General features: G+C 63.9%; 30 protein-coding genes. 16 read left to right on the forward strand and 14 right to left on the reverse strand.

Annotation, left to right across the window (positions count from 1 at the left end):
* Nucleotides 1–58: 58 nt before the first annotated feature.
* The 13 genes from metE to KW845_RS05925 all read left to right on the forward strand — a co-directional run bounded on the left by metE (nucleotide 59) and on the right by KW845_RS05925 (nucleotide 13,243).
* Entirely contained in the window at nucleotides 59–2,353 is a 2,295-nt protein-coding gene (gene metE, locus KW845_RS05865; protein WP_218368202.1) for a 5-methyltetrahydropteroyltriglutamate--homocysteine S-methyltransferase, read from the forward strand.
* Between the two features lie 127 nt (nucleotides 2,354–2,480).
* Nucleotides 2,481–3,083 carry a DUF2889 domain-containing protein gene (locus tag KW845_RS05870; protein ID WP_218368203.1) on the forward strand — a complete coding sequence of 201 codons (603 nt, stop codon included), beginning with the start codon at nucleotides 2,481–2,483 and terminating at the stop codon, nucleotides 3,081–3,083.
* A 10-nt stretch (nucleotides 3,084–3,093) separates the two neighbouring features.
* The gene (gene sucC, locus KW845_RS05875) at nucleotides 3,094–4,254 is read left to right on the forward strand and encodes an ADP-forming succinate--CoA ligase subunit beta (protein ID WP_218368204.1); all 1,161 of its coding nucleotides are present in this window, start codon (nucleotides 3,094–3,096) and stop codon (nucleotides 4,252–4,254) included.
* A gap of 18 nt (nucleotides 4,255–4,272) precedes the next feature.
* Complete coding sequence (sucD, locus tag KW845_RS05880; RefSeq protein WP_218368205.1) at nucleotides 4,273–5,154, forward strand: succinate--CoA ligase subunit alpha; 882 nt, start codon at nucleotides 4,273–4,275, stop codon at nucleotides 5,152–5,154.
* A gap of 238 nt (nucleotides 5,155–5,392) precedes the next feature.
* Nucleotides 5,393–6,100: a TerC family protein gene (locus KW845_RS05885; RefSeq protein ID WP_218368206.1), complete on the forward strand. Its 708-nt coding sequence runs from the start codon at nucleotides 5,393–5,395 to the stop codon at nucleotides 6,098–6,100.
* Nucleotides 6,101–6,215: 115 nt separating this feature from the next.
* A complete protein-coding gene (locus tag KW845_RS05890) occupies nucleotides 6,216–6,935 on the forward strand; it encodes a TerC family protein (protein WP_218368207.1) in 720 nt (239 codons plus the stop codon).
* A 108-nt stretch (nucleotides 6,936–7,043) separates the two neighbouring features.
* On the forward strand, nucleotides 7,044–7,985 hold the full coding sequence (gene hemC, locus KW845_RS05895) for a hydroxymethylbilane synthase (protein ID WP_218368208.1): 942 nt from the start codon (nucleotides 7,044–7,046) through the stop codon (nucleotides 7,983–7,985).
* 46 nt (nucleotides 7,986–8,031) lie between these two features.
* Nucleotides 8,032–8,823, forward strand: a complete 792-nt coding sequence (locus KW845_RS05900) for a uroporphyrinogen-III synthase (RefSeq protein WP_218368637.1) — start codon at nucleotides 8,032–8,034, stop codon at nucleotides 8,821–8,823.
* Nucleotides 8,824–8,861: 38 nt separating this feature from the next.
* On the forward strand, nucleotides 8,862–10,070 hold the full coding sequence (locus KW845_RS05905; RefSeq protein WP_218368209.1) for a uroporphyrinogen-III C-methyltransferase: 1,209 nt from the start codon (nucleotides 8,862–8,864) through the stop codon (nucleotides 10,068–10,070).
* A gap of 3 nt (nucleotides 10,071–10,073) precedes the next feature.
* Nucleotides 10,074–11,690 (forward strand): heme biosynthesis HemY N-terminal domain-containing protein, encoded by a 1,617-nt coding sequence (locus tag KW845_RS05910; RefSeq protein ID WP_218368210.1) that lies wholly within the window; start codon nucleotides 10,074–10,076, stop codon nucleotides 11,688–11,690.
* 3 nt (nucleotides 11,691–11,693) lie between these two features.
* Nucleotides 11,694–12,224, forward strand: coding sequence for an inorganic diphosphatase (ppa, locus tag KW845_RS05915; RefSeq protein ID WP_218368211.1), 531 nt, complete (start codon nucleotides 11,694–11,696; stop codon nucleotides 12,222–12,224).
* Between the two features lie 159 nt (nucleotides 12,225–12,383).
* Complete coding sequence (locus KW845_RS05920; protein ID WP_218368212.1) at nucleotides 12,384–13,079, forward strand: fumarylacetoacetate hydrolase family protein; 696 nt, start codon at nucleotides 12,384–12,386, stop codon at nucleotides 13,077–13,079.
* Nucleotides 13,080–13,111: 32 nt separating this feature from the next.
* A complete protein-coding gene (locus tag KW845_RS05925; protein WP_218368213.1) occupies nucleotides 13,112–13,243 on the forward strand; it encodes an entericidin A/B family lipoprotein in 132 nt (43 codons plus the stop codon).
* A 311-nt stretch (nucleotides 13,244–13,554) separates the two neighbouring features.
* Here the strand turns inward: KW845_RS05925 and KW845_RS05930 are convergent, their stop codons facing one another.
* The 5 genes from KW845_RS05930 to KW845_RS05950 are packed head-to-tail and all read right to left on the reverse strand — an operon-like array spanning nucleotide 13,555 to nucleotide 15,915.
* On the reverse strand, nucleotides 13,555–14,484 hold the full coding sequence (locus KW845_RS05930) for a tyrosine-type recombinase/integrase (protein ID WP_370628183.1): 930 nt from the start codon (nucleotides 14,482–14,484) through the stop codon (nucleotides 13,555–13,557).
* Entirely contained in the window at nucleotides 14,420–14,692 is a 273-nt protein-coding gene (locus tag KW845_RS29705; protein WP_218368215.1) for a DUF4224 domain-containing protein, read from the reverse strand. Before KW845_RS29705 ends, KW845_RS05930 begins: the two co-directional genes overlap by 65 nt.
* A gap of 58 nt (nucleotides 14,693–14,750) precedes the next feature.
* Nucleotides 14,751–15,005, reverse strand: coding sequence for a hypothetical protein (locus KW845_RS05940; protein ID WP_218368216.1), 255 nt, complete (start codon nucleotides 15,003–15,005; stop codon nucleotides 14,751–14,753).
* A gap of 2 nt (nucleotides 15,006–15,007) precedes the next feature.
* A complete protein-coding gene (locus tag KW845_RS05945; protein ID WP_218368217.1) occupies nucleotides 15,008–15,463 on the reverse strand; it encodes a hypothetical protein in 456 nt (151 codons plus the stop codon).
* A complete protein-coding gene (locus KW845_RS05950; protein WP_218368218.1) occupies nucleotides 15,463–15,915 on the reverse strand; it encodes a hypothetical protein in 453 nt (150 codons plus the stop codon). The genes KW845_RS05945 and KW845_RS05950 overlap by 1 nt, the downstream gene beginning before the upstream one ends.
* 56 nt (nucleotides 15,916–15,971) lie before the next feature.
* On the opposite strand from KW845_RS05950, the gene KW845_RS05955 reads away from it, so the two are divergent.
* Nucleotides 15,972–16,352, forward strand: coding sequence for a hypothetical protein (locus tag KW845_RS05955; RefSeq protein WP_218368219.1), 381 nt, complete (start codon nucleotides 15,972–15,974; stop codon nucleotides 16,350–16,352).
* Nucleotides 16,353–16,481: 129 nt separating this feature from the next.
* Nucleotides 16,482–17,147, forward strand: coding sequence for a hypothetical protein (locus tag KW845_RS05960; RefSeq protein WP_218368220.1), 666 nt, complete (start codon nucleotides 16,482–16,484; stop codon nucleotides 17,145–17,147).
* Between the two features lie 11 nt (nucleotides 17,148–17,158).
* Here the strand turns inward: KW845_RS05960 and KW845_RS05965 are convergent, their stop codons facing one another.
* The 9 genes from KW845_RS05965 to KW845_RS06005 form a co-directional block, all read right to left on the reverse strand.
* A complete protein-coding gene (locus KW845_RS05965; protein ID WP_218368221.1) occupies nucleotides 17,159–17,632 on the reverse strand; it encodes a hypothetical protein in 474 nt (157 codons plus the stop codon).
* A complete protein-coding gene (locus tag KW845_RS05970) occupies nucleotides 17,629–19,410 on the reverse strand; it encodes an AAA family ATPase (protein WP_218368222.1) in 1,782 nt (593 codons plus the stop codon). The genes KW845_RS05965 and KW845_RS05970 overlap by 4 nt, the downstream gene beginning before the upstream one ends.
* A gap of 8 nt (nucleotides 19,411–19,418) precedes the next feature.
* Nucleotides 19,419–20,567 (reverse strand): recombination-associated protein RdgC, encoded by a 1,149-nt coding sequence (gene rdgC, locus KW845_RS05975; RefSeq protein ID WP_218368223.1) that lies wholly within the window; start codon nucleotides 20,565–20,567, stop codon nucleotides 19,419–19,421.
* 23 nt (nucleotides 20,568–20,590) lie between these two features.
* Nucleotides 20,591–21,685, reverse strand: coding sequence for a hypothetical protein (locus tag KW845_RS05980; protein WP_218368224.1), 1,095 nt, complete (start codon nucleotides 21,683–21,685; stop codon nucleotides 20,591–20,593).
* A gap of 4 nt (nucleotides 21,686–21,689) precedes the next feature.
* Complete coding sequence (locus KW845_RS05985) at nucleotides 21,690–22,493, reverse strand: PD-(D/E)XK nuclease family protein (protein WP_218368225.1); 804 nt, start codon at nucleotides 22,491–22,493, stop codon at nucleotides 21,690–21,692.
* A gap of 2 nt (nucleotides 22,494–22,495) precedes the next feature.
* Nucleotides 22,496–22,702: a hypothetical protein gene (locus KW845_RS05990; protein ID WP_218368226.1), complete on the reverse strand. Its 207-nt coding sequence runs from the start codon at nucleotides 22,700–22,702 to the stop codon at nucleotides 22,496–22,498.
* Nucleotides 22,699–22,914, reverse strand: coding sequence for a hypothetical protein (locus KW845_RS05995; RefSeq protein ID WP_218368227.1), 216 nt, complete (start codon nucleotides 22,912–22,914; stop codon nucleotides 22,699–22,701). The genes KW845_RS05990 and KW845_RS05995 overlap by 4 nt, the downstream gene beginning before the upstream one ends.
* Nucleotides 22,911–23,195: a hypothetical protein gene (locus KW845_RS06000; RefSeq protein ID WP_218368228.1), complete on the reverse strand. Its 285-nt coding sequence runs from the start codon at nucleotides 23,193–23,195 to the stop codon at nucleotides 22,911–22,913. Before KW845_RS06000 ends, KW845_RS05995 begins: the two co-directional genes overlap by 4 nt.
* A gap of 106 nt (nucleotides 23,196–23,301) precedes the next feature.
* Nucleotides 23,302–23,667, reverse strand: coding sequence for a hypothetical protein (locus tag KW845_RS06005; RefSeq protein WP_218368229.1), 366 nt, complete (start codon nucleotides 23,665–23,667; stop codon nucleotides 23,302–23,304).
* Between the two features lie 165 nt (nucleotides 23,668–23,832).
* Here KW845_RS06005 and KW845_RS06010 point away from each other — a divergent pair, with 165 nt between their 5' ends.
* Complete coding sequence (locus KW845_RS06010; RefSeq protein WP_218368230.1) at nucleotides 23,833–24,336, forward strand: hypothetical protein; 504 nt, start codon at nucleotides 23,833–23,835, stop codon at nucleotides 24,334–24,336.
* Nucleotides 24,337–24,598 lie beyond the last annotated feature (262 nt).

Raw genomic sequence — 24,598 nt, forward strand, 5'->3', positions numbered from 1 at the left:
TGGCTTAAGGGGAGAATAGCATCTGAGTTGAGAAAATTTGATTTACTTGGATATCTATATGACTATTATTCATAATATTGGATTCCCGCGCATCGGGGTGCAGCGCGAATTGAAGCGCGCGGTCGAGGCCTACTGGGGGGGCAAGCAAACCGCTTCCGAGCTCGAACAAACCGGCCGTGAGCTGCGCGCCGCCCACTGGCAGCGTCAGGCCAGCGCGGGTGTGCAATTCGTGCCGGTGGGCGATTTCGCCTGGTACGACCATATCCTGGAGTGGAGCACCTTGCTGGGGGCCGTGCCAGCCCGTTTCGGGCAGCCGGAAGGCCAGCCCGTTACCCTGGACACCCTGTTTCGCATGGGCCGGGGCCGCGCGCCCACGGGCACGCCCACGGCAGCCTGCGAGATGACCAAGTGGTTCGATACCAATTACCACTACATCGTGCCCGAGCTGGTGCCGGGCCAGGCTTTCCGCATCGCACGCGAGTATCTGTTCGACCAGGTCCAAGAGGCGCAGGCGCTGGGCCATCAGGTCAAGCCCGTGATTCCCGGTCCGCTGACCTGGTTGTGGCAGGGCAAGGGCGATGCTTTCCCGGGCGGCGCGGGCGATACCGCCAAGTTGCAACTGCTGGACGCGTTGCTGCCGGTGTACGCCGAGGTGCTGGCTCGCCTGGCGCGTCTGGGCGTGCAATGGGTGCAGATCGATGAACCCATCCTGGTGCTCGACCTGCCGCAGGCCTGGCGCGATGCTTTCCGCAATGTCTATGCCCGCCTGGCCGATACGCCCGTCAAGCTGTTGGTGGCCACGTATTTCGGTGGCCTGCAAGACAATCTGGCTACTGCGCTGTCGCTGCCGGTGGCCGGCCTGCATGTGGATCTGGTCCGTGCGCCGAACCAGTTGCAGAAAGTGGCTGCCGGGCTGCGCCCCGACCAGGTGCTGTCGGCCGGTGTCATCGATGGCCGCAATATCTGGCGCACCGACCTGGACGCGGCCTTGACCGTGCTGGCGCCGGCGCGCCAGCAATTGGGCGAACGCCTATGGCTGGCACCGTCGTGCTCGTTGCTGCACGTGCCCGTGGACCTGGCCGGCGAAACCGACCTGGATGCCGAGTTGAAGAGCTGGCTGTCGTTCGCCGCGCAGAAGCTCGACGAACTGAGCTTGCTGGGCCGCGCGTTGGCCGACGCCCAGGCATCTGGCGTGAGCGAGGCACTGGCGGCCCAGCGCGCCGCGTTGCAGGCCCGCCGCCAGTCGCCCCGCATTCATAATCCGGCGGTGGGTCGCCGCATGGCTGACGCCGCCTCGGTCACGCGTGACCGCGCCCCGTTCGCCGATCGCATCGCGCGCCAGCAGCAGTTGCTGAGCTTGCCGGCATTCCCCACCACCACCATAGGCTCGTTCCCGCAAACCGCCGAGATCCGCGCCTTGCGGCGCGACTGGAAGTCGGGCGCCCTGAGCGACGCGGCCTACGAGGCAGCGATACGAAAGGAAATCGAGGCGGTCATCCGTTTCCAGGAAAAAATCGGACTGGACGTACTGGTGCACGGCGAGCCCGAACGCAACGACATGGTCGAGTACTTCGGCGAACTGCTGGCCGGCTTTGCCTTCACCCGCAATGGCTGGGTGCAAAGCTATGGTTCGCGCTGCGTCAAGCCGCCGATCATTTTCGGCGACGTGGCACGCCCGGCGCCCATGACTGTCGGTTGGTCGTCGTATGCGCAGTCGCTGACCGACAAGCCGGTCAAGGGCATGCTGACCGGTCCGGTCACCATCTTGCAGTGGTCGTTCGTGCGCGATGACCAGCCCCGCGAGCAGACTTGCCGCCAGTTGGGGCTGGCCTTGCGCGACGAAGTGGTCGACCTGGAAAAAGCCGGGGTGCGGGTCATCCAGATCGACGAGCCCGCCATCCGCGAGGGCTTGCCGCTGCGCCGCGACGACTGGCAAGCCTACCTGGATTGGGCGGTGGATTGCTTCCGTCTGTCTACCGCCGGGGTAGAGGCCGATACGCAGATCCATACCCACATGTGCTATTCCGAGTTCAACGACATCATCGAGTCCATTGCCGCGATGGACGCCGACGTCATCACGATCGAGACCTCGCGCTCGAACATGGAGCTGCTCAAGGCCTTCGAGGATTTCCGGTATCCCAACGACATCGGCCCGGGCGTCTACGACATCCATTCTCCCAATGTGCCTGACGTGGACTGGATGGTCGGCCTGATGCGCAAGGCCGCAGCCCGGCTGCCCAGCGAGCGCCTGTGGGTCAATCCCGATTGCGGCCTGAAGACCCGCGCCTGGCCCGAAACCGAGGCGGCGCTGGTGGGCATGGTCGAGGCGGCCCGTACCCTGCGGGCCGCCTGATCCGCCCCAGGGCGGGAGCCGGCCCTCTCGGGAAATGAGCCCCGGGGCCGGGCGGGCGCCGGGGGCCTGCGTTATACTCTTCAGGATTTGCTGCTTTGCGTCAAATGCCCTGAGCGCAGGCCATCCCATGCCCTTGCCACCGTCGAATGTCTCTCGCCATCCGCTGCACACGCGTTCCATACGCGTGCAGTCCTACGGGCGCGACGACGGCCTTTGGGACCTTGAAGCCGAACTCATCGATGTCAAGGCCTACGATTTCCCCAGGCAAGACGGCGAGATCTTCCGGGCCGGCCGTCCCATCCACCACATGCACTTGCGCATCACCATCGATGATGCGTTCAACATTGTGGCGGCCCAGGCGGTCTATGACGCAGCGCCCTACGAACAGCAATGCACGGCCGTCGAAGCCTCTTACGCGAGGCTGATCGGCATGAATTTGCTCAAGGGCTTTCGGCGCCAGGTCAAAGAGCGCTTTGGCCATACCGCGGGCTGTACCCACATGACCGAACTGTCGCAGGTGCTGCCTACCGCGGCGGTGCAGACCATGGCCAACCGCCGGCGCCAGAACAGCAATCCGGACAAGCGACCGTTCCAGCTGGACGGCTGTCATGCCTTGCGCACCGACGGCCCGGTGGTGCTTGAGCACTATCCCAAGTGGTACACCGGGGATAGCGCTGAAGCGGCGGCGGACGCGATCTCCGATTCCCCCTCTTTTTCTCATTCGTCCTGACAGGTAACACATGAAAATCCACGAGTATCAAGGCAAGGAACTGCTGAAGCAATTTGGCGTGCCCGTGCCGCGCGGGATTCCCGCTTTTTCCGTTGACGAGGCCGTGGCCGCCGCTGAAAAACTGGGTGGACCGGTCTGGGTCGTGAAGGCGCAAATCCACGCCGGTGGCCGTGGCAAGGGCGGTGGCGTGAAGCTGGCGCGCTCGCTCGACGAAGTTCGCAAGCTGTCCTCGGAAATCCTGGGCATGCAGCTGGTCACGCACCAGACCGGCGCTCATGGCCAGAAGGTACGCCGCCTGTACATCGAAGACGGCGCCGATATCCAGAAGGAATACTACGTTTCGCTGGTCACCGACCGCGCCACGCAGAAAGTGGCCATCATCGCCTCGAGCGAAGGCGGCATGGATATCGAGGAAGTCGCTCACTCGACGCCCGAGAAAATCATCACCGAATATATCGACCCGCTGACCGGCCTGTCGACCGAGCAGGCCAAGACGGTGGCCGAAGCCATCGGCCTGTCGGGCGATTCGGCCACCCAGGCGGCCGACGTGTTCCAGAAGCTCTACAAGTGCTACATGGACACCGATGCCTCGCTGGTGGAAATCAATCCCCTGAACCGCGACAGCAAGGGCAACATCATCGCCCTGGACGCCAAGTTCAACTTCGATTCCAACGCGTTGTTCCGTCATCCCGAGATCGTCGCCTACCGCGACCTCGATGAAGAAGACCCGGCCGAAATCGAAGCCAGCAAGTTCGACCTGGCCTACATCCAGCTCGACGGCAACATCGGCTGCCTGGTCAACGGCGCCGGCCTGGCCATGGCCACGATGGACACGATCAAGCTGTTCGGCGGCGAGCCTGCCAACTTCCTGGACGTCGGCGGCGGCGCCACGGCCGAGAAGGTCACCGAGGCTTTCAAGATCATGCTCAAGAACAAGGGCGTGAAGGCCATCCTCGTCAACATCTTCGGCGGCATCATGCGCTGCGACGTCATCGCCGAAGGCGTGATCACCGCGTGCAAGGCCGTCAACCTGAATGTGCCGCTGGTGGTCCGCATGAAGGGCACCAACGAAGAACTGGGCAAGAAAATGCTGGCCGACTCGGGGCTGCCCATCATCAGCGCCGACACCATGGCCGAAGCGGCCACCCGCGTCGTAGCCGCCGTCAAATAAATTGCCAAGGATTCACAAATGTCGATTCTGATCAACAAGGACACCAAAGTCATCACCCAAGGCATCACGGGCAAGACGGGCCAGTTCCACACCCGCATGTGCCGTGAATATGCCAATGGCAAAGCCGCCTTCGTGGCCGGCGTGCACCCCAAGAAGGCCGGCGAGGACTTCGAAGGCGTGCCCATCTTCGGCAGCGTGCAAGACGCCAAGGCCAATACCGGCGCCACCGTATCGGTGATCTACGTGCCTCCGGCGGGCGCCGCGGCTGCCATCTGGGAAGCCGTCGAGGCCGAACTGGACCTGGTCATCTGCATTACCGAAGGTATTCCGGTGCGCGACATGCTGGACGTGAAGAACCGCATGAAGGCCAAGAACAGCAAGACCCTGCTGCTGGGCCCCAACTGCCCCGGCCTGATCACGCCTGACGAAATCAAGATCGGCATCATGCCCGGCCACATCCACCGCAAGGGCCGCATCGGCATTGTCAGCCGCTCGGGCACCCTGACGTACGAAGCCGTGGCGCAGGTCACCGAGCTCGGCCTGGGCCAGTCCAGCGCCGTGGGCATCGGTGGCGATCCCATCAACGGCCTGAAGCACGTCGATGTGCTCAAGCTGTTCAACGACGATCCCGATACCGACGCCGTCATCATGATCGGCGAAATCGGCGGCCCCGACGAAGTCAATGCCGCCGAGTGGGCCAAGGACAACATGAAGAAACCCGTGGTCGGCTTCATTGCCGGCGTCACGGCGCCTCCGGGCAAGCGCATGGGTCACGCCGGCGCACTGATCTCCGGCGGTGCCGATACGGCCGATGCCAAGCTCGAAGTGATGGAAGCGTGCGGCATCCGTACCACGCGCAATCCGTCCGAGATGGGCAAGCTGTTGAAGTCCGTGCTGTAATCAAGGCGCGAACTTTGCTCCGGAAAGCCCGCCCCGGCGGGCTTTTTCGCGAACAGGGGGCGTGTGCTGTCTGGCCGGCCCGGCCAAATATAATAATGGGTCGGTATTTTGCGTACATCTATAACAACCCGCCGGGCGCCACAGGCACCCGGCACCGGCCGACCACCTTGCTCGCGCATACGAAAACGGCCTGTACGTCCACGTTTATTCACACCTAGGGGATCTAGGAAAGAGAGGAATGGAACTCACTTCAGCCGCATTCTGGATAGCCCTGCTGCAAATCATCTGGGTCAATATCCTGCTGTCCGGCGATAACGCCGTAGTCATCGCGCTTGCCGCGCGCTCGCTGCCTCCCACGCAGCAGAAAAAGGCTATCGTGGTCGGCTCTGCCGCTGCGATCATCATGCGTATCATCCTGACCCTGGTGGCGGCCACGCTGTTGCTGCTGCCCTGGTTGAAGCTGATCGGCGCGCTGTTGCTGATTTATATCGGCGTATCGCTGCTGCTGCCCGAAGGCGAGGACGATGCCGCAGGCAAGAACCATGGCAGCCTGCTGACCGCCATCCGCACCATCATGATCGCCGACCTGGTCATGAGCCTGGACAACGTCGTGGCCGTGGCTGCCGCTGCCATGGGCGATACCACGCTGTTGGTGGTGGGCCTGGCGATCAGCATTCCGTTGGTCATTTTTGGCAGCACCTTGTTGCTTAAGGTCATCGAACGCTTCCCCATCATTGTCTGGGTGGGCGCCGCATTGCTGGGCTTCATTGCCGGCGAACTGCTGGTGGGCGATCCTGCATTGCAAGAGCCGGTGGCACGCATCGATACGGCACTGGGGCTGACGCAGCACCAATTGGCTCTTATTGCCGGGGTGGTGGGCGCCTTGCTTGTACTGGCGCTTGGAAAAATTTTCCTGGCACGCCAAAAGGTGCTGACGCAAAGCTGAACTACAATAATAGATTCGACATTCGGGGCTGCGAGCGGTCCACGCTCGCAGCCCGCGCCGGTGCGCGGCCGGCGTTTTGTCCCTGTTTCATTGAATAAACTCCCGGGGGTCTAAAGTGCTTGAGTTTTTCCAGACGCTGAGTTGGGCGGCGGTGTTCCAGATAATTCTTATCGACATCCTGCTGGGTGGCGATAATGCCGTGGTCATCGCGCTAGCCTGCCGCAATCTGGCGCCCAAGCAACGCATGCAGGGCATCCTGTGGGGTACCGCCGGCGCCATCATCCTGCGCGTGGTGCTCATCTCCTTTGCCCTTACGCTGCTGGCCATCCCGTTCCTGAAGATCGTCGGCGGCCTGCTGCTGGTCTGGATCGGCGTCAAGCTGCTTATCCCCGAAGACGACGCGCATGGCAACATCAAGGGGGGCACCTCCATTGCCGCGGCGGTCAAGACCATCATCGTGGCCGACTTCGTCATGAGCCTGGACAACGTCATCGCCATTGCGGGCGCGGCCCAGAATGCCCATGAAGGCCACCAGATCGGCCTGGTCGTCTTCGGCCTGATCGTCAGCGTGCCCATCATCATCTGGGGCAGCACGCTGGTGCTCAAGCTCATCGACCGCTATCCGCTGGTGGTTACCTTCGGCGCGGGCCTGTTGGGCTGGATCGCCGGCGGCATGCTCATCACCGACGTGTTCGTCGTGAATCAATTCGGCGAGCAGCCGACTATGGTTAAAATCGCTGCCGAAGTCATCGGCGCACTGTTAGTCATACTTGTGGGGCGGTGGCTTGCCAGCCGTAAAACCGCCTCCAAGGAATCCGCCCATGAGTCTGCGTAAAAGCGACAACCCCGAGTCAGGCCTGAGCCTGCTGCAAGGCCTGCTGGTCTTGGCCATCCTGGGCGTCATCGCCTCGGTGATCTTCTCCAGCCTGGCCTGACGCAGTTCGTGTCTGCTCCGCAACGCCTCGTCATCGCCACCCGCGCCAGCCGGCTTGCCCTTTGGCAAGCCGAGCACGTGCGCGACCGCCTGCGCGCGCTGTACCCGGACTGCGCCGTCGAACTGCTGACGCTGACCACCCGCGGTGACCAGATCCTGGACCGCACCCTGTCCAAGGTCGGCGGCAAGGGCTTGTTCGTCAAAGAGCTCGAAACCGCGCTGCTCGACGGCCGGGCCGACCTGGCCGTGCATTCCCTGAAAGACGTTCCGGTCGACCTGCAGGCGCCGTTCGAACTGTGCGCCACCCTCGAACGGGCCGATCCCCGCGACGCGCTCGTCTCCAACCAGTACGCCGTGCTGGCCGATCTGCCCGCCGGCGCAGTGGTAGGCACCTCGAGCCTGAGGCGCGAGTCACAGATCCGCCAGCGCTATCCGCACCTGTCGGTCAAGCCCCTGCGCGGCAACCTGGATACCCGCCTGGGCAAGCTCGATCGCGGCGACTACGCCGCCATCGTGCTGGCTGCCGCCGGCTTGCAGCGCCTGGGCCTGGCCGAACGTATCCGCAGCCTGCTCGAACCCGAAGACTGCCTGCCGGCTGCCGGACAGGGCGCGCTGGGCATTGAAATCCGCAACGACCGCAACGACCTGCGCAACTGGCTGGCGCCGCTGGCCTGTGCGCGTACCACGGCATGCGTCGTGGCCGAACGTGCCGTATCGCGTGCCCTGGGCGGGTCGTGCCAGGTGCCCTTGGCCGCCTATGCCCAACTGGACGGCGACACCCTGACGCTGCGTGCCCTGGTGGCCTCGCCCGACGGCACCCGCATGATCCGTTGCCAGCACGCCGGGCCGGCCGAACAGGCCCTGGCCATCGGGCAGGCGGCCGCGCAAGACTTGCTGTCCAACGGCGCCGACGCCATCCTGGCCGAACTGCAAGACCCGCCCACATCGTAAGATCGGGCTTGCATGCCACCAATCGGGGCTGCCCATGGAAGTGCCCATGCCGCGCATTGCCATCCTGACCCGGCCCGACGGCCGCAACGACGCACTGGCGCGCCCGTTGCGCACGGCGGGCTGGCAGGTGCTGAACCTGCCAGCCCTGGACATCCAGCCCCTGTTTGTCCCGGCAGAACAATTGCCGTTGCCGCAAGACTACGACCTGGTCATTTTCGTCAGCGGCAATGCGGCACGCTTGTACATGGCGCAGTTGCACGACGTGGCTGGCCAGGCCACCTGGCCAGCCACCACGGCGGCGGCCACCGTCGGTCCGGCCAGTGCGCGCGCCTTGCGCGAGCTACCTGGTTTTGGCGCGGATACAACAGTGTTGTGTCCTCCGCCCGAGGCTGCCACCCACGATTCCGAAGCGCTGTGGGCAGTGCTGCGTACACGCGGCGCGCTGCCGGCCAGGGTGTTGCTGGTGCGTGGCACGCAGGGCCGCGATTGGCTGGCCGACCAGCTTACGGCCGCTGGTACGCAGGTCGTGCGGCACGCCGCCTATCGACGCCAGCCGGCACCCTGGCCGGCAGCGGCCGTGCGGCAGCTACACGAATGGGCCCGCCAAGATGCGCGGCCCGCATGGCTGCTGACCAGCGGCGAAGGCCTGGCGGCCGTGCAGGCCCAGGTCCGGCAGCAGGGACTGCAGGCCTGGTGGCGCGGGTGCCGCTACATCGTGACGCATCCTGCGCTGGCCCGCCGCCTGCAGCACGACGCGGGTGGCAACGCCCCAGCCCCGATGGTACAAATCTGCTTGCCTGCCGACGAAGCGATCCTCGCCGCTTTTGTTGCCGCTTGATTCGAAGTTTTGGCTTTTCACCGAATACAATCGCGTCTATGACAGAGACCCCCGCTACCGAATCGGCCGCCTCGGCGGCAGCCCCGGGCACAGGCTCGCCCGCCTCGCCGCCACCCGGTGCGTCCAAGGCCCGGCCCACGAAGCCGTCCAGCGCGGTAGGCACCCTGACTGCGGCGCTTATCATCGTGCTGCTGCTGGCCGTGGGGTTGAGCTGGGCGCTGTGGATGCAGCGCAAGCAATTTCTGGCGGCCGGACGCGAAGTGGCCACGCGCCTCGATACGGTGGAACAGTCGGCCGCGCAAAGCCGCAAAGAAGCGCGCGAGGCCCTGGCCCTTGCCCAGGCGCAAGCCGGTCGGGTAGGCGAACTGCAAAACCAGGCCCAGGAAGCCAAGAGCCGCTACGACGACTTGCAGCAGGCCTGGCAGACTTTCAGCGGCGGTGCCAGCGACGAACTATTGGCCAACGATCTCGAGCGCCTGCTCGTGCTGGCCAATCAGCAATTGCGCCTGGCCGGCAATGTAAACAACGCCATCGTGGCTCTCGAAACGGCGCAAGCGCGCCTGGCCCACGCCGATCGCCCGCGCTTCGCCAGTCTGCAGCAAAGCATCAACGGCGACCTCGACCGCCTGCGCGCCGTGGCCACTATCGATATTCCGGCCCAATCCGGCCGCATCGATCGCTTGGCGGGCCTGGTGTCCAAGGCCCCCATGCTGGTGCCCGATGCCGCCGCACCGGGCGAGTCGCTTGACAATGACGGCGCCGCGGCCGCCCGTCCGGCGCCCTTGCAGCAAGAAACCGATCCGCGTGCGGCGCTGCCGGCCGATGCCGCCTGGTGGCAGGTCTGGCGCGCTGAAATCGCCTCGTGGCCCGGCCGTGCCGGCAGCGTGCTGGCGCACGAACTGGGCGATCTGATCAGCATCCAGCGCGTCGATCAGCCGGCCGCGCTGATGCTGTCGACCGAGCAGGCCGGCCAGGCCCGGGCCGCCTTGCGCCAGCGCCTGATGACCGCGCAACTGGCCATGTTGATGCGCCAGCCGGAAGTCTGGAAGAACGAGCTCGACAATGTCGTGAATGCGCTGCGCACCTACTACGACGCGCGCTCGGCCGATACGCAAGCCGCGCTGCGGCTGGCACAAGACTTGGCGCAGACCGATATCGCTGTGCGCCTGCCCGATGTCAGCGACAGCCTGGCCAGTGTGGCCGCCTTGCGCGCCGCCGGGTTCGACGCGACCGACAAACAGGACTGACGCATGCGTACCTGGTTCTGGACTTTGCTGCTTGCCGTGGTCGCTGTTGCGCTGGCCGTGGTGCTGCGCACCCATGCGGGCAACGTGATGGTGCTGGTATGGCCATGGCGCATCGAGCTTTCGCTGACGCTGACGGTGTTGCTGGTGTTGGCCCTGTTCGTGTCCCTGTACGTCGGCTTGCGCGTGCTGGCCTGGCTGCTGGCCATCCCCGATCGCATGCGCGCGTGGCGCGGCCAGCGTGCCCAGGCGCGCGACCATGAACTACTCGAACGCGGCTGGACCGGACTGCTCGAAGGCCGCTATGCCCACGCCGAGAAAGACCTGACCAAGCTGCTCGAACAAACTCGCGTGCCCAGCCGCCGCGTGCTGGCCGCCTTGTCCGCGGCCCGCGCCGCGCACGGGCTGGGCGAGTTCGAGCGCCGCGACCGCTTGCTGGATTCCGCGCGTGAACACGCCAATGGCAATGCCGGCCTGCAGGAAGCCATCGCCACGGTGTCGGCCGACCAACTGCTCGACCAGGGCAGGGCACAAGATGCGCTGACGGTGCTGGCGCCGTTGCAGGATGGCGGCGTGCGCCATCTGCACACCATGCGGCTGCTGCTGCGCGCCGAAGCCGCGCTGGGTCACCACGACCGTGTCTTCACCCTGGCGCGCGGCCTGCTGCGCCGCAATGCGCTGTCCAAGACCGAAGCCGAACACCTGATCGACACTGCCGGTGCGGCGCGGCTGCGCGCGGCCAGCACGTCGGGTACCGATGCCTGGCGCCCCATCTGGAAAGACCTGAAAAGCGATGAGCGGGTCCTGCCCGAGATCGCGCTGGCCGGCGCCACCGCCTTCGAGGCAGCCGGAGAGCCAGCCGAGGCGGCGCGCGTGCTGGAAGCTGCCGTGCCGGTGCATTTCACTTCTACGCTGGTGGCTGCCTATGCGCGCTGCGACGCCGACCAGGTGCCGCGCCGCCTGGCCAAGGCCGAAGGCTGGCTGCAGAAGCGGCCGGCAGATGCCGATCTGCTGGCTGCCCTGGGCATGCTTTGCCTGAACGGACAATTGTGGGGCCAGGCCGAACGCTACCTGCAGCGCAGCCTGGGGTTCCGCAACGATTCCCATACCCATGCCTTGCTGGGCAGCCTGTACGACCGCCTGGACCGCCCGGCCGATGCCGTGCGCCATTGGCGCCTGGCTACCGCCGCCAGCATGGCCCTGCCCGTGCTGGCCGCCGACCGGGCTTTGCCGGCAGCCGAAATGGCTGCCGATCCACTGCACCTGGATGCCGAGGGCGAGTATTCCACCTATCCGCCGGAAGCCAGCCCGCCATCCGATCTGCGTTCTTATGGCGCCGACCTGCCGCCGCAAGCGGTACCGGCCGATTACGTGCTCGATCCCGATGCCCGTCGGGCCGGGCGCGAGGCTTCCAGCGCTGTTCAGCCCGAACCGCCGGCTGTCGCCCCGGCCCGGTCTGCCGTCGATATCGAAGACTATTTCGACAGCGCGCCGATTCCCGTGGCGGCCTTCGACGTGCCGGTGCCCACTTATGGCACCCCCACGCCCCGATCGCCCGACGCTGCCGCCGAGTCCAAGCCGGACGACGACAACCCCAATTCTCTTCCAAACAAGCAAGGTTGAATCATGAGCCTCGATCGCGTGTCTTCCGGCAAGAAGCTGCCGGAAGACTTCAATGTCATCATCGAAATCCCCATGAACGCCGACCCGGTCAAATACGAGGTCGACAAGGACACCGGTGCTGTGTTCGTCGATCGTTTCATGCTGACCGCCATGCACTATCCGTGCAACTACGGCTATATCCCGCAAACCCTGTCCGATGACGGCGACCCCGCCGACGTGTTGGTCGTCACGCCGTTCCCCATCCAGGTCGGCGCCGTGGTGCGCTGCCGTGTCCTGGGCGTGCTGGAAATGGACGATGAAGCCGGTGGCGACGCCAAGCTGTTGGCCGTGCCGGTCGACAAGCTCTATCCGCCGTACCGCCACATCAAGTCGTACGAAGACCTGCCGGCCGAAGACATCGGCCGCATCCAGCACTTCTTCGAGCACTACAAAGACCTGGAAAAAGGCAAGTGGGTGAAGGTCAAGGGCTGGAAGGGCGTGGACGCCGCCCAGGAAGAAATCGTGCGCAGCGCCGAACGCTACAACAAGGCCTGATACTTTCCTGACCAATGCTGATCCGGGCCGCGATGCACTCCTGCATTGCGGCCCGGCGCTTTTTCCCCGGGGTCCGTTTCATGGCAAAAAGGGATAAACTCGCGCATTGAATTCTTACTGTGCCGGCCTTCGGCATGCGTTCAACAAGGTCAAGTGAACATGGACTACGTTTTTCCTCCGTCGCCGCCCGTTGGGCTGCCTGTTGCTGGAAATGGCACGCTGTTCCCGGCGCGCCGTGTGTATTGCGTGGGGCGCAACTACGCAGAACACGCCAAAGAAATGGGCTTTACCGGCCGTGAAGACCCGTTCTTTTTCTGCAAGCCCGCCGATGCCATCGTGCCCGTGGCCGATGGCCAGACCGGCAGCATTCCGTACCCGCCCAAGACCAGCAACCTGCATTACGAAATGGAACTGGTGGTGGTGTTGGGCAAGGGTGGCAAGGACATCCCCGTCGAGCAGGCCAACGATTGCATCTGGGGCTATGCGCTGGGCCTGGACATGACCCGCCGCGACCTGCAGGGCGAAGCCAAGAAGCAGGGGCGGCCCTGGGAAGTGGGCAAGGCGTTCGACCATTCCGCCCCGCTTGGGCCCATCCATCCGCGCAGCGCCGTGGGCACGCTGGAACGCGCCGCCATCTGGCTCGATGTCAACGGCCAGCGCAAGCAATCGAGCGACATCTCGCAGATGATCTGGAACATTCCCGAAAGCATCTCGTACCTGTCGGGCCTGTTCGAGTTGAAGGCCGGCGACCTGATCTTCACCGGCACACCCGAAGGCGTGGGCGCGGTGGTGCAGGGCGATGTCATGGCCGGCGGCGTCGAAGGCTTGGGCGAACTGCGCGTGCGCATCGCCTGAGCACCGATTCCCTTCTCGACAGGAGCTTAATCATGCGCGGAAAAGTCATGCTGACGGCGCTTATCGTTTTCGGTGTCGTACTGCAAGGCTGCAATACCGTGGCGGGCATGGGCGAAGACATGTCCCGGGCAGGTAATGCCATTACCACTGCCGCCGAAAAATAAGGCCTGACGGCCACCAACGACGACGGCCCCCGCGGGGGCCGTCGTCGTTGGCGCAGTCTCACGATGCTTCTGGTTTGCGCGCTCGCGCACATTCTGTCCACCTCGGTATCCGCGAATAGCCGGCGATTCAGCGCCGATCCACACTACAGCCTCTGTTCACTGAGTAGGGGCTGGATATGGTCCGATGTGTTTCCCGCCAACGCGGGCAAGGAATGACCGAGTACATGACGTACCCTTAACGGATTGAAATCATTGGTTTATTTTTGGACCTTCAATTAGATGTCTAAAACTCGGTGTCCAAAACTGGGGTTTTATCCAGCCTTTTTCTTGGGGCCGGCAACCACCTTGGGGCGCTTGTCGCGGAGGTAAATCTGCGTCGTTCTCGGATCGGAATGACCTAGTAGCGCGGTTGGATTGCCGCCCTGGGCGTCTACCTCGGTGCCTGCCATGGCGCGCAGATCATGCAGCGTCACATCCACCACCCCGGCCTGATCGGCCGCATCTTTAAACACCCGCCACACGTTTGTGTGCCGGCGTATCTTCCCGCCCCGACCACCTAGCAGGTACTGCATGTGGGCGACTTTTCCCTGCAGCCCTTTGGCGCGCTCCACCACTGCCCGCAGCTCGGGTGTCCATGCCACCACCAGCCGCTTCCCCGTTTTCTGTTGCTCGATAAAGATGCCCTCATCCAGCAAGTGCTGACGCTCGATCTTCAGGACGTCGCCAATTCGCTGACCCGTCAGGTAGCACACGTCCATGATGCACTGCAGCCATGGCGGGCAATGCTTGTGGATTGCAGCATATTCCCGGGGCGTGATCAGCCTGGACCGGGATTGCATGACATATCGCTTGACGCTGATGGTTGGGTTGGACGGCACCTTGCCGCGGTCTAGCGCCCACTGGAAGGTGAGCTTCAGGACCGTTAGCAATCGGTTGGCCACCGCCTTGCGGTCTTTGAAGAGATCCATCATTTCCACGATGGAGCCGTGAGTGACCTGCTCCGGATAGAAATTCTTGAACACAGTCTTCAGGTGATCACGGCTCGCCGCGTAGTGCTTCTCCGTTGCCGGCGACAGGCCTTCAATCAGATACGGGAAGGCTGCATCTAGCAGGGCGGGCATGCCATCGGCCGGGACTGCCACAATGCGCGCGTATTCCTGCAGGGCGCTGTGTAGATCAGTGCCGAGCTTTTGCCACTTCCCGCCCTTGACGTACCAGTACGCGCCGTGCTTCAGGTACACACAGCTTGGGAGGTGTCGGTCCTTGGTTCTTGGTCGCATGGCCTAGCGCGGCCTCCATGGCCGCCCGCAGCACCAACGGGGTGCCATCCGGGCGAATCTTAAACGGGATGGCGAGTTGGCGGAGAACTTCGATCTGGGAAGACTTACGGGTCTTCCCTGTGATTTCCGCCAATTCGTCGGGGGCAAGGGTCAGGGCGCGTTCTTTCATATCTCGATCCGCTCCATGAAAATTTCCTGCGCCGTGCGCTTCCAAGGTTCTCGATCCATCATTTCCCCTCTTCGCCCTGGCTATGCTCCACCGCCAATTTCGCGGCGCGGCGCAACTGCTGGATTACGGCCTTCAAGTGGGCGACCGGAATGTTTTGCCGCCCGCAGGGGCCCTCGATCCAAACTTCTGCCACGCCAGGATAAAAGCCGATGGTCAATGGTGGACCGTAGTGCTCATCACCCGGGGGCATCGGTAGATTCATGGTTGCCGTGACTGATTCGGCGCCGCATGCGAATTCTTGGATTTCGCTCATGGTCATTCCCCTTCGCCCTGGCCAGGTGCTGGCAGCAGGTTGGAACTACTGGTATGTTCCAGCACGGTCCGCCCATTGGGCAGCATGATCTGGACCAGGAAAGCGCCTTCGAACGACAGGATGCCCGTCTCGATTGCCATGATCTGGCCTTTGATCCAGTCGCGGAGGATGGAGTAGACGGCCACGCTGGCGATGTCCATGGCCTTCTTCTGGTACTGCGCCTGCGTGCCGGTGCGCCGGTTGCTCCAGGGGTTTTCCTTCAACCATGCTGCCGCATAGCCCTTAGTAGAGGCCTTCGCGCTGACCTGGCGGCCACGGTATTCGAACTGCACCAGCAGCTCGCCGGCGCCGTCGTCGCCCATGCTGCCGAACTTGCTGCAGCCGAACCCGCGTAGCAGTTTCTGGATCTCGCCCAGCGCTTTCTCGCCGCTGGTGGCGGTGCTGTAGGGGAGGGCCATCAGTTGCCCTCCTGGCATTGCTGGGCGGATAGGGCGGCAACCTGGGCATTCACGCCGCCCATGTCCTGAGTATCAACCGTGGGGCGGCGCAGTCCGTCTATCCGGTCGCATGGCCAGGGCACGTCGGACGGGCGGCTACGATGCTGGCGCATCGCGTCATCAAACGTGTATCTTTGGGCTTGGTCTAGCCGTGTGGTGTAGCCATTCCCACCTTTCGCCGACCACATCGGGCAGTTGCCGACGTAGCCGCGGGAATCTTGCAAGTAGTAGAGGGGGGCGGCATTCGCATTCTCATCGCCGGGCTTGTGCGCGGCCGAGGTGGCCCGCTCCAGCGCTTGCTGCACCTTTTCCTTGGCCTTGCCCAACAGACGCATCGCTCGCGCCGGGTTGCGATGCATGCACTCGGCAATCTCGGCGAACAAAGTATTGATGTTTTCGAGGTCGTAACTCATGCTGACACTCCGGTAGCGGTGCGGTACGATTCCGCCCACCTGGATAGGGGGAAGCAATGGGCGACCATCACGACGTTCATAAGTCTGACACTTACAAGTCGATGATCGACATATCGAGAGATGGCTTTAGATTCTTGGCCACTCTCAACGGCGGAACTTGGCTTGCCGTGCTGACCTTCGTCGCCAAAGATGCCAGTTGGGCCGATGTACAACTCGTCAAATGCGGTGTGAAATGGTTCATCGTGTCGATGGCGCTTACCGCGTTGTGCTTCCTCGGCTCGTGGACGAGCCAGTACTGCTTGCACAATGAAAATCATGGCCGCTTCCGTGAAGGGCGTCACATGATCCCTGTGGTTATCACGTTTTTGATGTACGTGGCCGCAGCGTGTTGCTACGCGTACGGCGCTTGGCTGGCCATGGAAGGATTGATTCTGTAGGGGCGCTGGCTCGCCTCCAGCAGTTCGGCCTTTATCCGGGTCTGCCGCAATAGGTCGACGGCATGCTGACATTCCAGAGGGGCTGGGGTACGATCCCTGCGCCACATCAAGACTCGCGGGGAGAGGGGCATGAAACTGACTACATTCGAAGACTGGCGCGATACTGGTCTCTGGGCGGCGATCGCCCTGGCGGCGCTGATCTCTGGTTTCGCCTTGGGTTGGAGCTGGCGCGAGCGGCCGGGAGCGCTTGCGGATGTCAGTCTTCTGAGCGTGCTTACGGCACTTGGAACCGTGGGGGCTGCGGCCGGAGCCGTAGGCATTGCGTACTGGCAGCATCGGAGTGCAACCAATGAGCGATATGTCCGCGCTACGCACGCAGCTGCCGGTTCCTACCTTGCAATGGCAACGATGGCAGGTGAATTGAATAGGCAAATGCCGCTTATTCAGGCTGCCGGACAAGCTGGAACGTCGATGGAAGCCTTCGACCGGATTCGTACAACGATTGAGTCGATCCGAGGCACTTACACTCTTCCCGATCCGGTCTTGCTTAGTCCACTTGGCAAAAACTGCGGCCCTAGACTGGCGTCCGCGATTGGGCAGCTTGGGGTTTTGATTAAACTGCTTGATGTTTCTAGACCATACTTCGAGCCTGGAAACACAGAGTTCCAAGACCGTCAGCAGGATTTCGGGATCATTCTTGGCATGTTGCATGCCGTGGTTCAGCATTTGAGATACGTGTCCCTGCAATGTCAACAGGTGGCATTGCCGCTGGACAGTCCCTATGCAGATGCTTGATGTGGCGAGACTCATACCGTGCGGGCCTCCGCCATTGCGGCCTTAATCCGCGTCTGCTGCAGCAGGTCGACCTGGTCGTCTGGCTTCGCCATGGACATGGCGCGGCGCAGCACCGGCATGTCCTGGTCCAACTTCGCCAGCGTGCTTTCCATGACGGGCTTGATGTACTTCAAGGCGATGTGCAGGTCGCGCAGGCCGCCCAGGGGCAACTCGCGGCCATGCCGTGTGCAGTACATCTCCAGGTGCCAGATGACGCCCTCGATTGCGTCGGCCGACGGATACCACTGCCCGTCACCCGCCTGAAAGACCGGGTAACCCTTGCCATCCGTGATGGCGGTGCCGTCGCGCTTCAACTGGTCGATGATCCGCTCCAGCGGACGCAGCACCAGGTCGGTGGCCACCAGCATTGGCGCGTACTTGGCGCGCTGTCGGTAGGGCTTGTTGCGCCGCTTCTCACGGCGTGCCTTGCGGTAGGGGTTGCTCATGCCGCTTCCTTCAGCTTGTCGGCGCCAACATGCCCCTGCTCGACCCAATAGACGGTGAAGGTCTCGCTGGGGGCGGCCGGCGCCGCCTTGAGCGTGCCCAGCAGCAGAACGGTGTCGATGTCGCCGTCGGCCGCCAGGGCATCGAGCAGGCCCAGTGCCTCGGAACGGCCGGCCAGGTCGAGGTGGTCGAAGCGATCGAGGATCACGCAGCGCAGTTCCGACAGGTGTGCGATCGCCAGCGCGAGCAACGCGTCGGTGCGCCAGCGCTCGGACTCGGACAGCAGGCGATAGGGGCGGCCACCGGCCGTGATCGCCATGTCGCCGTCGATCTGCACGGCGCGCCAGCTGGCGCAGTCCGACATGGACAGCAGCTCATCGTTGAAGGGTTGCAGCGCCTGGGCCAGGATTTCGCCGGGGATGCCGTCGGGGGAAAGGGCGCCGCCAATGGCATCCCATGCCACGACTTCGGCGTGGTAGGTGGCGGCGTTCTTGGTGCGCAGGTCGGCGCTGACGGCGGCCTGCTTGCCGGCCAGCAGCTTCTCCACCTTGCCCTGCAAGTCTTTGCGGGCGCCGTGCAGCCCTGCCACCGTATTGCGGGCGGTGGCCACGTCGCTCTCGGCGACGACTTCAGGCGCAGCCTTCGACGCCAGCTGCTCGGCTGCCGCTTCGGCCGCGGCGATGTCGCGCCGGACATTCTCGACGGCGCGGGCCGACAGGTCGCGGGCCTCGATCGCTTTGGGCAGGGCGGCTGAGGCTTCGGCGTCGCCGGCAGCGTCAAGGCGGCCGTACTGGTGCTCGTATTCGGTGAGCGCTACCAGGGATTTTCCATGGAGCGCCACGGAGAAGTGCTCATCTGCGAGCAGCTTGAAAGCCTCGTCCAGGCACTCCGCAAGCGCGTGGACCAGCCCCTTGCGCGGCCCGGTGCCGGCCTTGGCCTGCAGGGCCTGGACCTTGGCCGTCCACTCGGCCAGATCCTTCTGATCGCAATCCAGCTTCGCCCGGAGCGAGTCCAGCCGGCCGGCGCGCTCCTTCAGCGTGACGATTTGATCCTTTTGAGCCTGGTAGGCGCGCTGCTTCTGCTCGAGCCCGCCTAGAGCCTTCTGAGCCCCTTCCAGGCGGCGCTCGACGTCCGACAGCTCGGCCTTGGCGCCTTCAAGGGCAGCCTGGTCGTAGGCGGGCACGTCTGCCTGCCACGTCTCGCCCTTTTGGCTACCCCAGGTTTCGTTGGTCACGCCGCGCCAGGCACCCTTGGCCTCGGTCGCCTGCTTCTTGGCGAACTCGGCGCCGGCGGCGAAGCCACTGCGCAGCACGGGCTTCATCTGCTCGACCAGCGTCTTGTCGCAACCGCGCTCCAGCAGGCGGCGCTCGATTTCAGCTGGCGTGGCGCGGGTGCCGGTAAGCGTGAACAGTAGCTGGCGGCGGTCATCCGGCTTGGCGGCGGCAAACAACTCGGGCGCCAGCACGTAGGGCAGGGCCGGGCTGGCCGGTACCGCTTCTTCACCCGTGCGCTTGCCGCTGGGCAGGGCGATCGCCACCGGCACGCCGTCCACGTCCACCGAGGCTGAGCCGAGTTTGGCGCCGTCGTGCACGACCAGGCCGAGTTCTTTCTTCAGGCCGACGCGCTCGGCATTGCCCTGCAGCGCGGCGCGCACGGCTTCGGCAATGCTGGACTTGCCGGCGAAGTTGTGGCCGGCAATGAAAGCCACCGGAGTGGGCACGGCTAGGTCGGCAGACTGGACGCCCTGGAAGTTGGATACGGAAATGTTGGTCAGGCGCATGATGGTTCCTAAGCGATGAGGACTTCACGGGCGCCGGCCGGCGACATCGCAGATACGATGCCGGCCTGTTCCATCTGCTCGAGCAGGCGGGCGGCGCGGTTGTATCCGATGCGCAAGTGGCGCTGGATGAGAGAAATGGAAGCGCGGCGCTCGGTGCTGACCACCGAGCAGGCGTCGTGGAAAAGCACGTCGTGCAGCTCAACTTCGGGCGAGGCCGCGTTCTCGGCGGCTTCGGCAGCCTGGGCCAGGTCGAGTTTCTCGCCGCCGTGAGCGTGGATCAGGTCGGCCAGCAGGCCGCGCAGCTCACCGGCCATCAGCACGAAATCGGCGGCGAAGCGATCGGCGTCGGTCTGCGATACGCGATCGGCCTGTTGCGTCAGCACGTCCAGGGCGCAGATGCGCTTGAGCACCAGGTTCTCGGTCAGTACGAACGACACCCGGTCCATCCAGGTCAGCGCCAGCAGCGTGCACTGTTTGCCGGCCCGGATGTGCTTCAGGACATCATTGGCATCCAGAGGTTGCCGCTGGTAGCGCACGGTGGCGGATGCGTCGCCGGTGGCGCGCAGCTCGGCGTCGGTATCGACGGTGAAGCCGTTGGGTGCCATGTCCTGCGCAAGCCACTGGGTCATCGCTTGAGCCGGGCTGGCGTGCACGTGCAGACTGGAGACGGGGAACGGATCCAGCGCCTTGGCGAGCATGCCCACCACGATGTCGCACTGGCTCGGCGTGCCAGCATCGATGGCCATGATGCCGGCCTGCGGATCCATCCACACGCGGATCTCGCGCTGCTGGCGGAAGGCACGCGGCAGCATGTCGTCGATGACGCGCTCTTTGATCTCCTTCAGCTGCCGGCGTCCGGGCTTGTAGCCCTGCTCGTCTTCCAGCTCGGCGGCACGTTCGCGCACAGCCAGTTCCACCGCCTTGCCGGGCATGACCTTCGATTCGATCCGCAGGCTCAGCAGAAAATGGCCCTGGGCGGCAAACACTAGGTCATCACCGCAACTGACGTGCGGCGGCACCCAGCCGCACGACTCGCGTACTAGGTCTCCGGTGGGTTCGAAGGCGAACTTGCCCAGGGCCTGGCCAAGTTCCTCGGCCGTGATGGCCCAGGGCCGGGCCAGCCGGTAGATCGTCGCGTTGCGGAAAAAGGCGCTCATGATCGGGGTTCCCTGGTTCTGGCTTACTCAGGTGCCGCCATGCGGCGACGCTGGGTGGTCGCCGGGCGCTGGCCCGCCGGCTGGGCCGCCTGACCTTCGGGCTGTGTCTGCGCGGCGCGCGCCATGGCGATGCGCTTTTCCTGGTAGAGGTCGTGCAGGCGCGCGCGCTCGGCCATATCTGTCACGCCATCGATGGAATCGCCGGCCAGGTCTAGTACCTCCAGGTCCTTGGCGGCGTTGATCTGGTTCTCGACTTTGGCCGGATCCAGGCCGCCTTCGTCGGTGCCCTGTGCGCCGGCCTCCTGAGAGGCAGGGGCGGCCGTTGCCGCGCCCTGCGCCGGTTTACCGGCCTCGGCTTGCGCCTTCGCGGGGGAGGTATCCAGTACTTCGCCGGTTTCGCGGACCTCGACGTCCGTGGCGTCCGCATGTTTCGGGCCTGTCACTGACCGCTCGACGGTAGCTTTGTCGGCCGCCTGAGCGCGCAGAGCATCCACATCGACGCTGATTGCGCCATCCGGGCCGGTGCGCGCGTCCAGCGTGTCGACGAGTTCTTCCTGGGTGGTGAGGCCCATGCCGAGCTCAGGCGCGTAGGCGCGCTGCCAGAAGGCGGCCGATCGATAGATGAACATCTGGTCCGGCATGGTCTTCCACTTGCTGCCGTTCTTGCTGGCCCAGCCTTCGGCGTTGACCATGGCCCAGGTAACCCAAATGCCGTCCAGACGTTCGCCGGTTTCCTTCTCAATGGCCCAGGCACGGCAACCATAGTCCGCCTCGCCGGGCTTGCCCTTCCATTCGTAGCGCAGGGTGCTGAAGCGGCCGCAAACGTTGATCGTGGCGATCAGGAACTTGCTGGACCATCCGGGCGTGCCGTGCACGATGTACAGGTTCTGCATCACCATCAGCGGGTTGGCGCCGATGCGCTGCGCCATGTCCATGGCGATCATGCAGTTCGGGAGGTTGTTCTGGTACGCCTGCGGGACGAGGCTCGACTGCGAAAACGCTTTGGCAACGCGCTGGATCAGCTCGAAGCCCTGCAGGTTGAAGAAACCTGCGGTCACGAGGGGCATGCTCGATTCGGCAGGCGCGCGCAGTGCTTGCACAGTAGTGCTTTGGGACATGGTCTTATCCTTTGAACTTGCAGGTGGAGTGGCGGGGGCAGTACTTGGCCGAACAGAGGTACGACGTGGGGTTCCCGTAGAAGCTGCCGGAATGGATGAGGCGAGATGCATGCTCGAGCAAACCGGGGCTGTCGTCGGTGCCCACCAGCGAGCCGCGCGCATCCAGAATCTCGCCGGTGCCGACGCGCTGGGCCGCAGCGGTCTTGCCGGTCTGCAGGCCGATGATCTGCGCCGGCGCGGTCAGCGGTTCGCCGACGGAATATTCGGCCAGCAGCTCGTACACGCCCATCTGTGGCCCGTGCCCGGCGGTGGCCACGCGGCCGTCGGCGCCCACCGCAGTCTTGCCACTCTTAAGGTCGGCGATGCCCAGGGCACCGTCGACAGTGCGGCGCACGCGGTCGGTGGTGCCGGTCAGGGCCAGGCCCAGGTCGGCAATTTCCAGGCGTTCGCAGGTCAGCTCGACGGCGACGTAGTCCTGCTGGGGGGCGATCTCGGCGCAGTACCGCGTGTGCAGCGCCAGGGCCACTTTCTCGGCGTCGGCCGGTTTGGTTTCGTCCCAGTCGATGTCTTCCATCGTGTCGTGCAGGACGTCGACCAGTGCACCCGCGGCGTCGTCGGCGGTGATAGGGCTGCCGTCCAGCTTTGCCTGGTCGAATGCCGCGGTGCCGGCGTGGATCGCCGTGCCCAGGCGCGCAGCCGCTGAGGACGGCATGCGCATCTTCAGGATGTTCTTCGCTTCCCATCGGGCGGGGCAGTCGAAGAGCTCGGCCAGGCTGGATGCCCGGATGGGGATGATGGGTTTTTGCATGGTCAGAACCCCACAGCCGCGCCAACGCGCAGCACGGCGATCAGGAGGAGCACGACAGCCAGCGCTGCGCCGAGGGTCAGAGCCCAGCCCCAGGGCGGGGTATGGCTGTTGTCGGCCCAGTTGCCACCCCAGTCGCTGGTGCGCTGGGCGCGGCCGGTCCAGTTGCTGCTCGAGCGGTCAATGCCGCCGGGCCAGTTTGCAGAGTTCATTGAACGTCTCCTTCGGCCGGCGACGGGAACATCGGTTCATCGCGGTCGCCGTGGTTCAGGTAATCACGGTGTTGCCCGGTGCGGGCCTCTTGGCTTCTGGCTTTGCAGGACTTCGAGCAAAACCGCGCCCAGCCGCGCTTGCGGTCGGCTGTGCGGGCCAAAAATGGATCGCCGCAGCACGCGCATTTGTAGGTGGCCGTGGCGCCGCTCATGCCTGCTCTCCCTTGGCCTTGTCGATGGCCACGACATATCCGCGCATGACAGGATCGTTCAGTGCGTCGTACCTCTTTGCGACCAGGGTTCCGCGGCGCTTGATGCCTACCAGCCGCATTGCGGCGCGTCCGGCCTTGCATGCTCCGGTCGATGTGGCAGAGCAGACGAACACTGGGCTGGATAAAGGGCGTCCATGGCCATCCACACAACGCACTTCCCATCGTGTATTCATGGCTGGGTTAAGGGTCCACGGATGGAACAGTCTTAGTTGAGCGGTCATGCTTCGCTCCTGAAAACGGCCATGACGTGGTCGCCGAGCATTGCCAAGGGATAGGCAACGGCCAGGCCGATCAGGCAGAAGGCCGCAATGAAGGGAAGGGCGCTGATCACTGGAAGTGCTCCAGTTCGTCGGCCGTCATGCCGGCCAGCAGCTTGCGGGCGCGCTTGACCAGTTCCGCCTGCAGGGCAGCGATGCCGGGGCCACAGCGGTTGCGGTCGAAGTGCCAGGTGCTCATGGCGGCCAGCGCGACATGGCCGGCGTCCTCGGCCTTGATGTCGGCAAACGTCTCGGCCCACCATTCGACGTCTTCGCCGTAGGCGCGGTCGATCCGGCCAGCGAACAGGTCGAAGATCGGGCCTAGGACACAGTCGTCGCTGATCTCAAAGGATTTGGTGCCGCGGTCGCGTTTAAGCTGGCCGAGGTCGGCAACGCGGGTTGCGTCGTCAGGTAAAGCGGTTAGGTTGGTCTGCACGGTGTTCTCCCATTCGCTGACCCTGTGGGCGTTTGGTGGTGCGATGGGAGAATATTAGGCGAAGCCTTATTTTATGTAAATAGGCAAAGCCTTATTATTTTGTAACAGACATGCAAACCGCTGTGTGCAGTACCATTCTGAATTGGATTGTTACGAGAGGCGGGAATGGAAGAAATGAAGGGGCCGAGACTGGCGCCCAGGAAGGGGAAAGGCGGGCGCTGGTTTGTTGACCGCCAAGGCAGCGTCAGTTTTGAGACGCGAGAAGAGGCTGAGGCGTACATTGCGAGCCAATCCGCGCCCGGCGGGGTGCGTTCGTCCGCGAATCGATTTGTTGTGATCGCTATTGTGGCGGCGATCGTTGTGGGCGTTGGCTTTTATTTCATACCTGGCGGGACGACCGACCCCAAGGCATGCGGGGATGAAACGATGGCCTATGTTATGTCGCAAAAAGCCGTGTCACGGCAGCTCAAGGCGCCTGGCTCGGCTGAGTTTCCGCTAATGCCGGACGCCAAGGTCGTGCGCACGGATACCTGCAAATTCGCTGTTTCGGCGTATGTGGATGCGCAGAACAGCTTCGGTGCAAAAGTTCGATCCTACTATTCTGCCGATATGGAATATTCCCCCGACTCAAGGACATGGCGCGCCACCGATGTCAGGATTGATCGGTAACTGTGTGCCTCCAAACGACGGCTATGGCCGAGTCGGTGCCTGGGAGCAGGCCAGGCCGGAGTTGGTGATGGAAAGCCTGGGAGATTTGGCTAGTCTCCTCTATACCTGCCTTCAAAAATAGGAAGACTATGAAGTTACTTGTCGTTGTAGCACTTCAAGCGGCAGTTCTTTCGGGGTGCGGCCTCATCGCGTACCGAAAAGTAAACCCAGGTACGGTGGGAGGTTATTCGACAGGCGCGCTTTGCGAATTTCTTGACTCAAG

Origin of the sequence: Bordetella sp. BOR01 (genome assembly GCF_019218885.1) — a bacterium.
In the GTDB taxonomy this organism is placed as follows: domain Bacteria; phylum Pseudomonadota; class Gammaproteobacteria; order Burkholderiales; family Burkholderiaceae_B; genus Bordetella_A.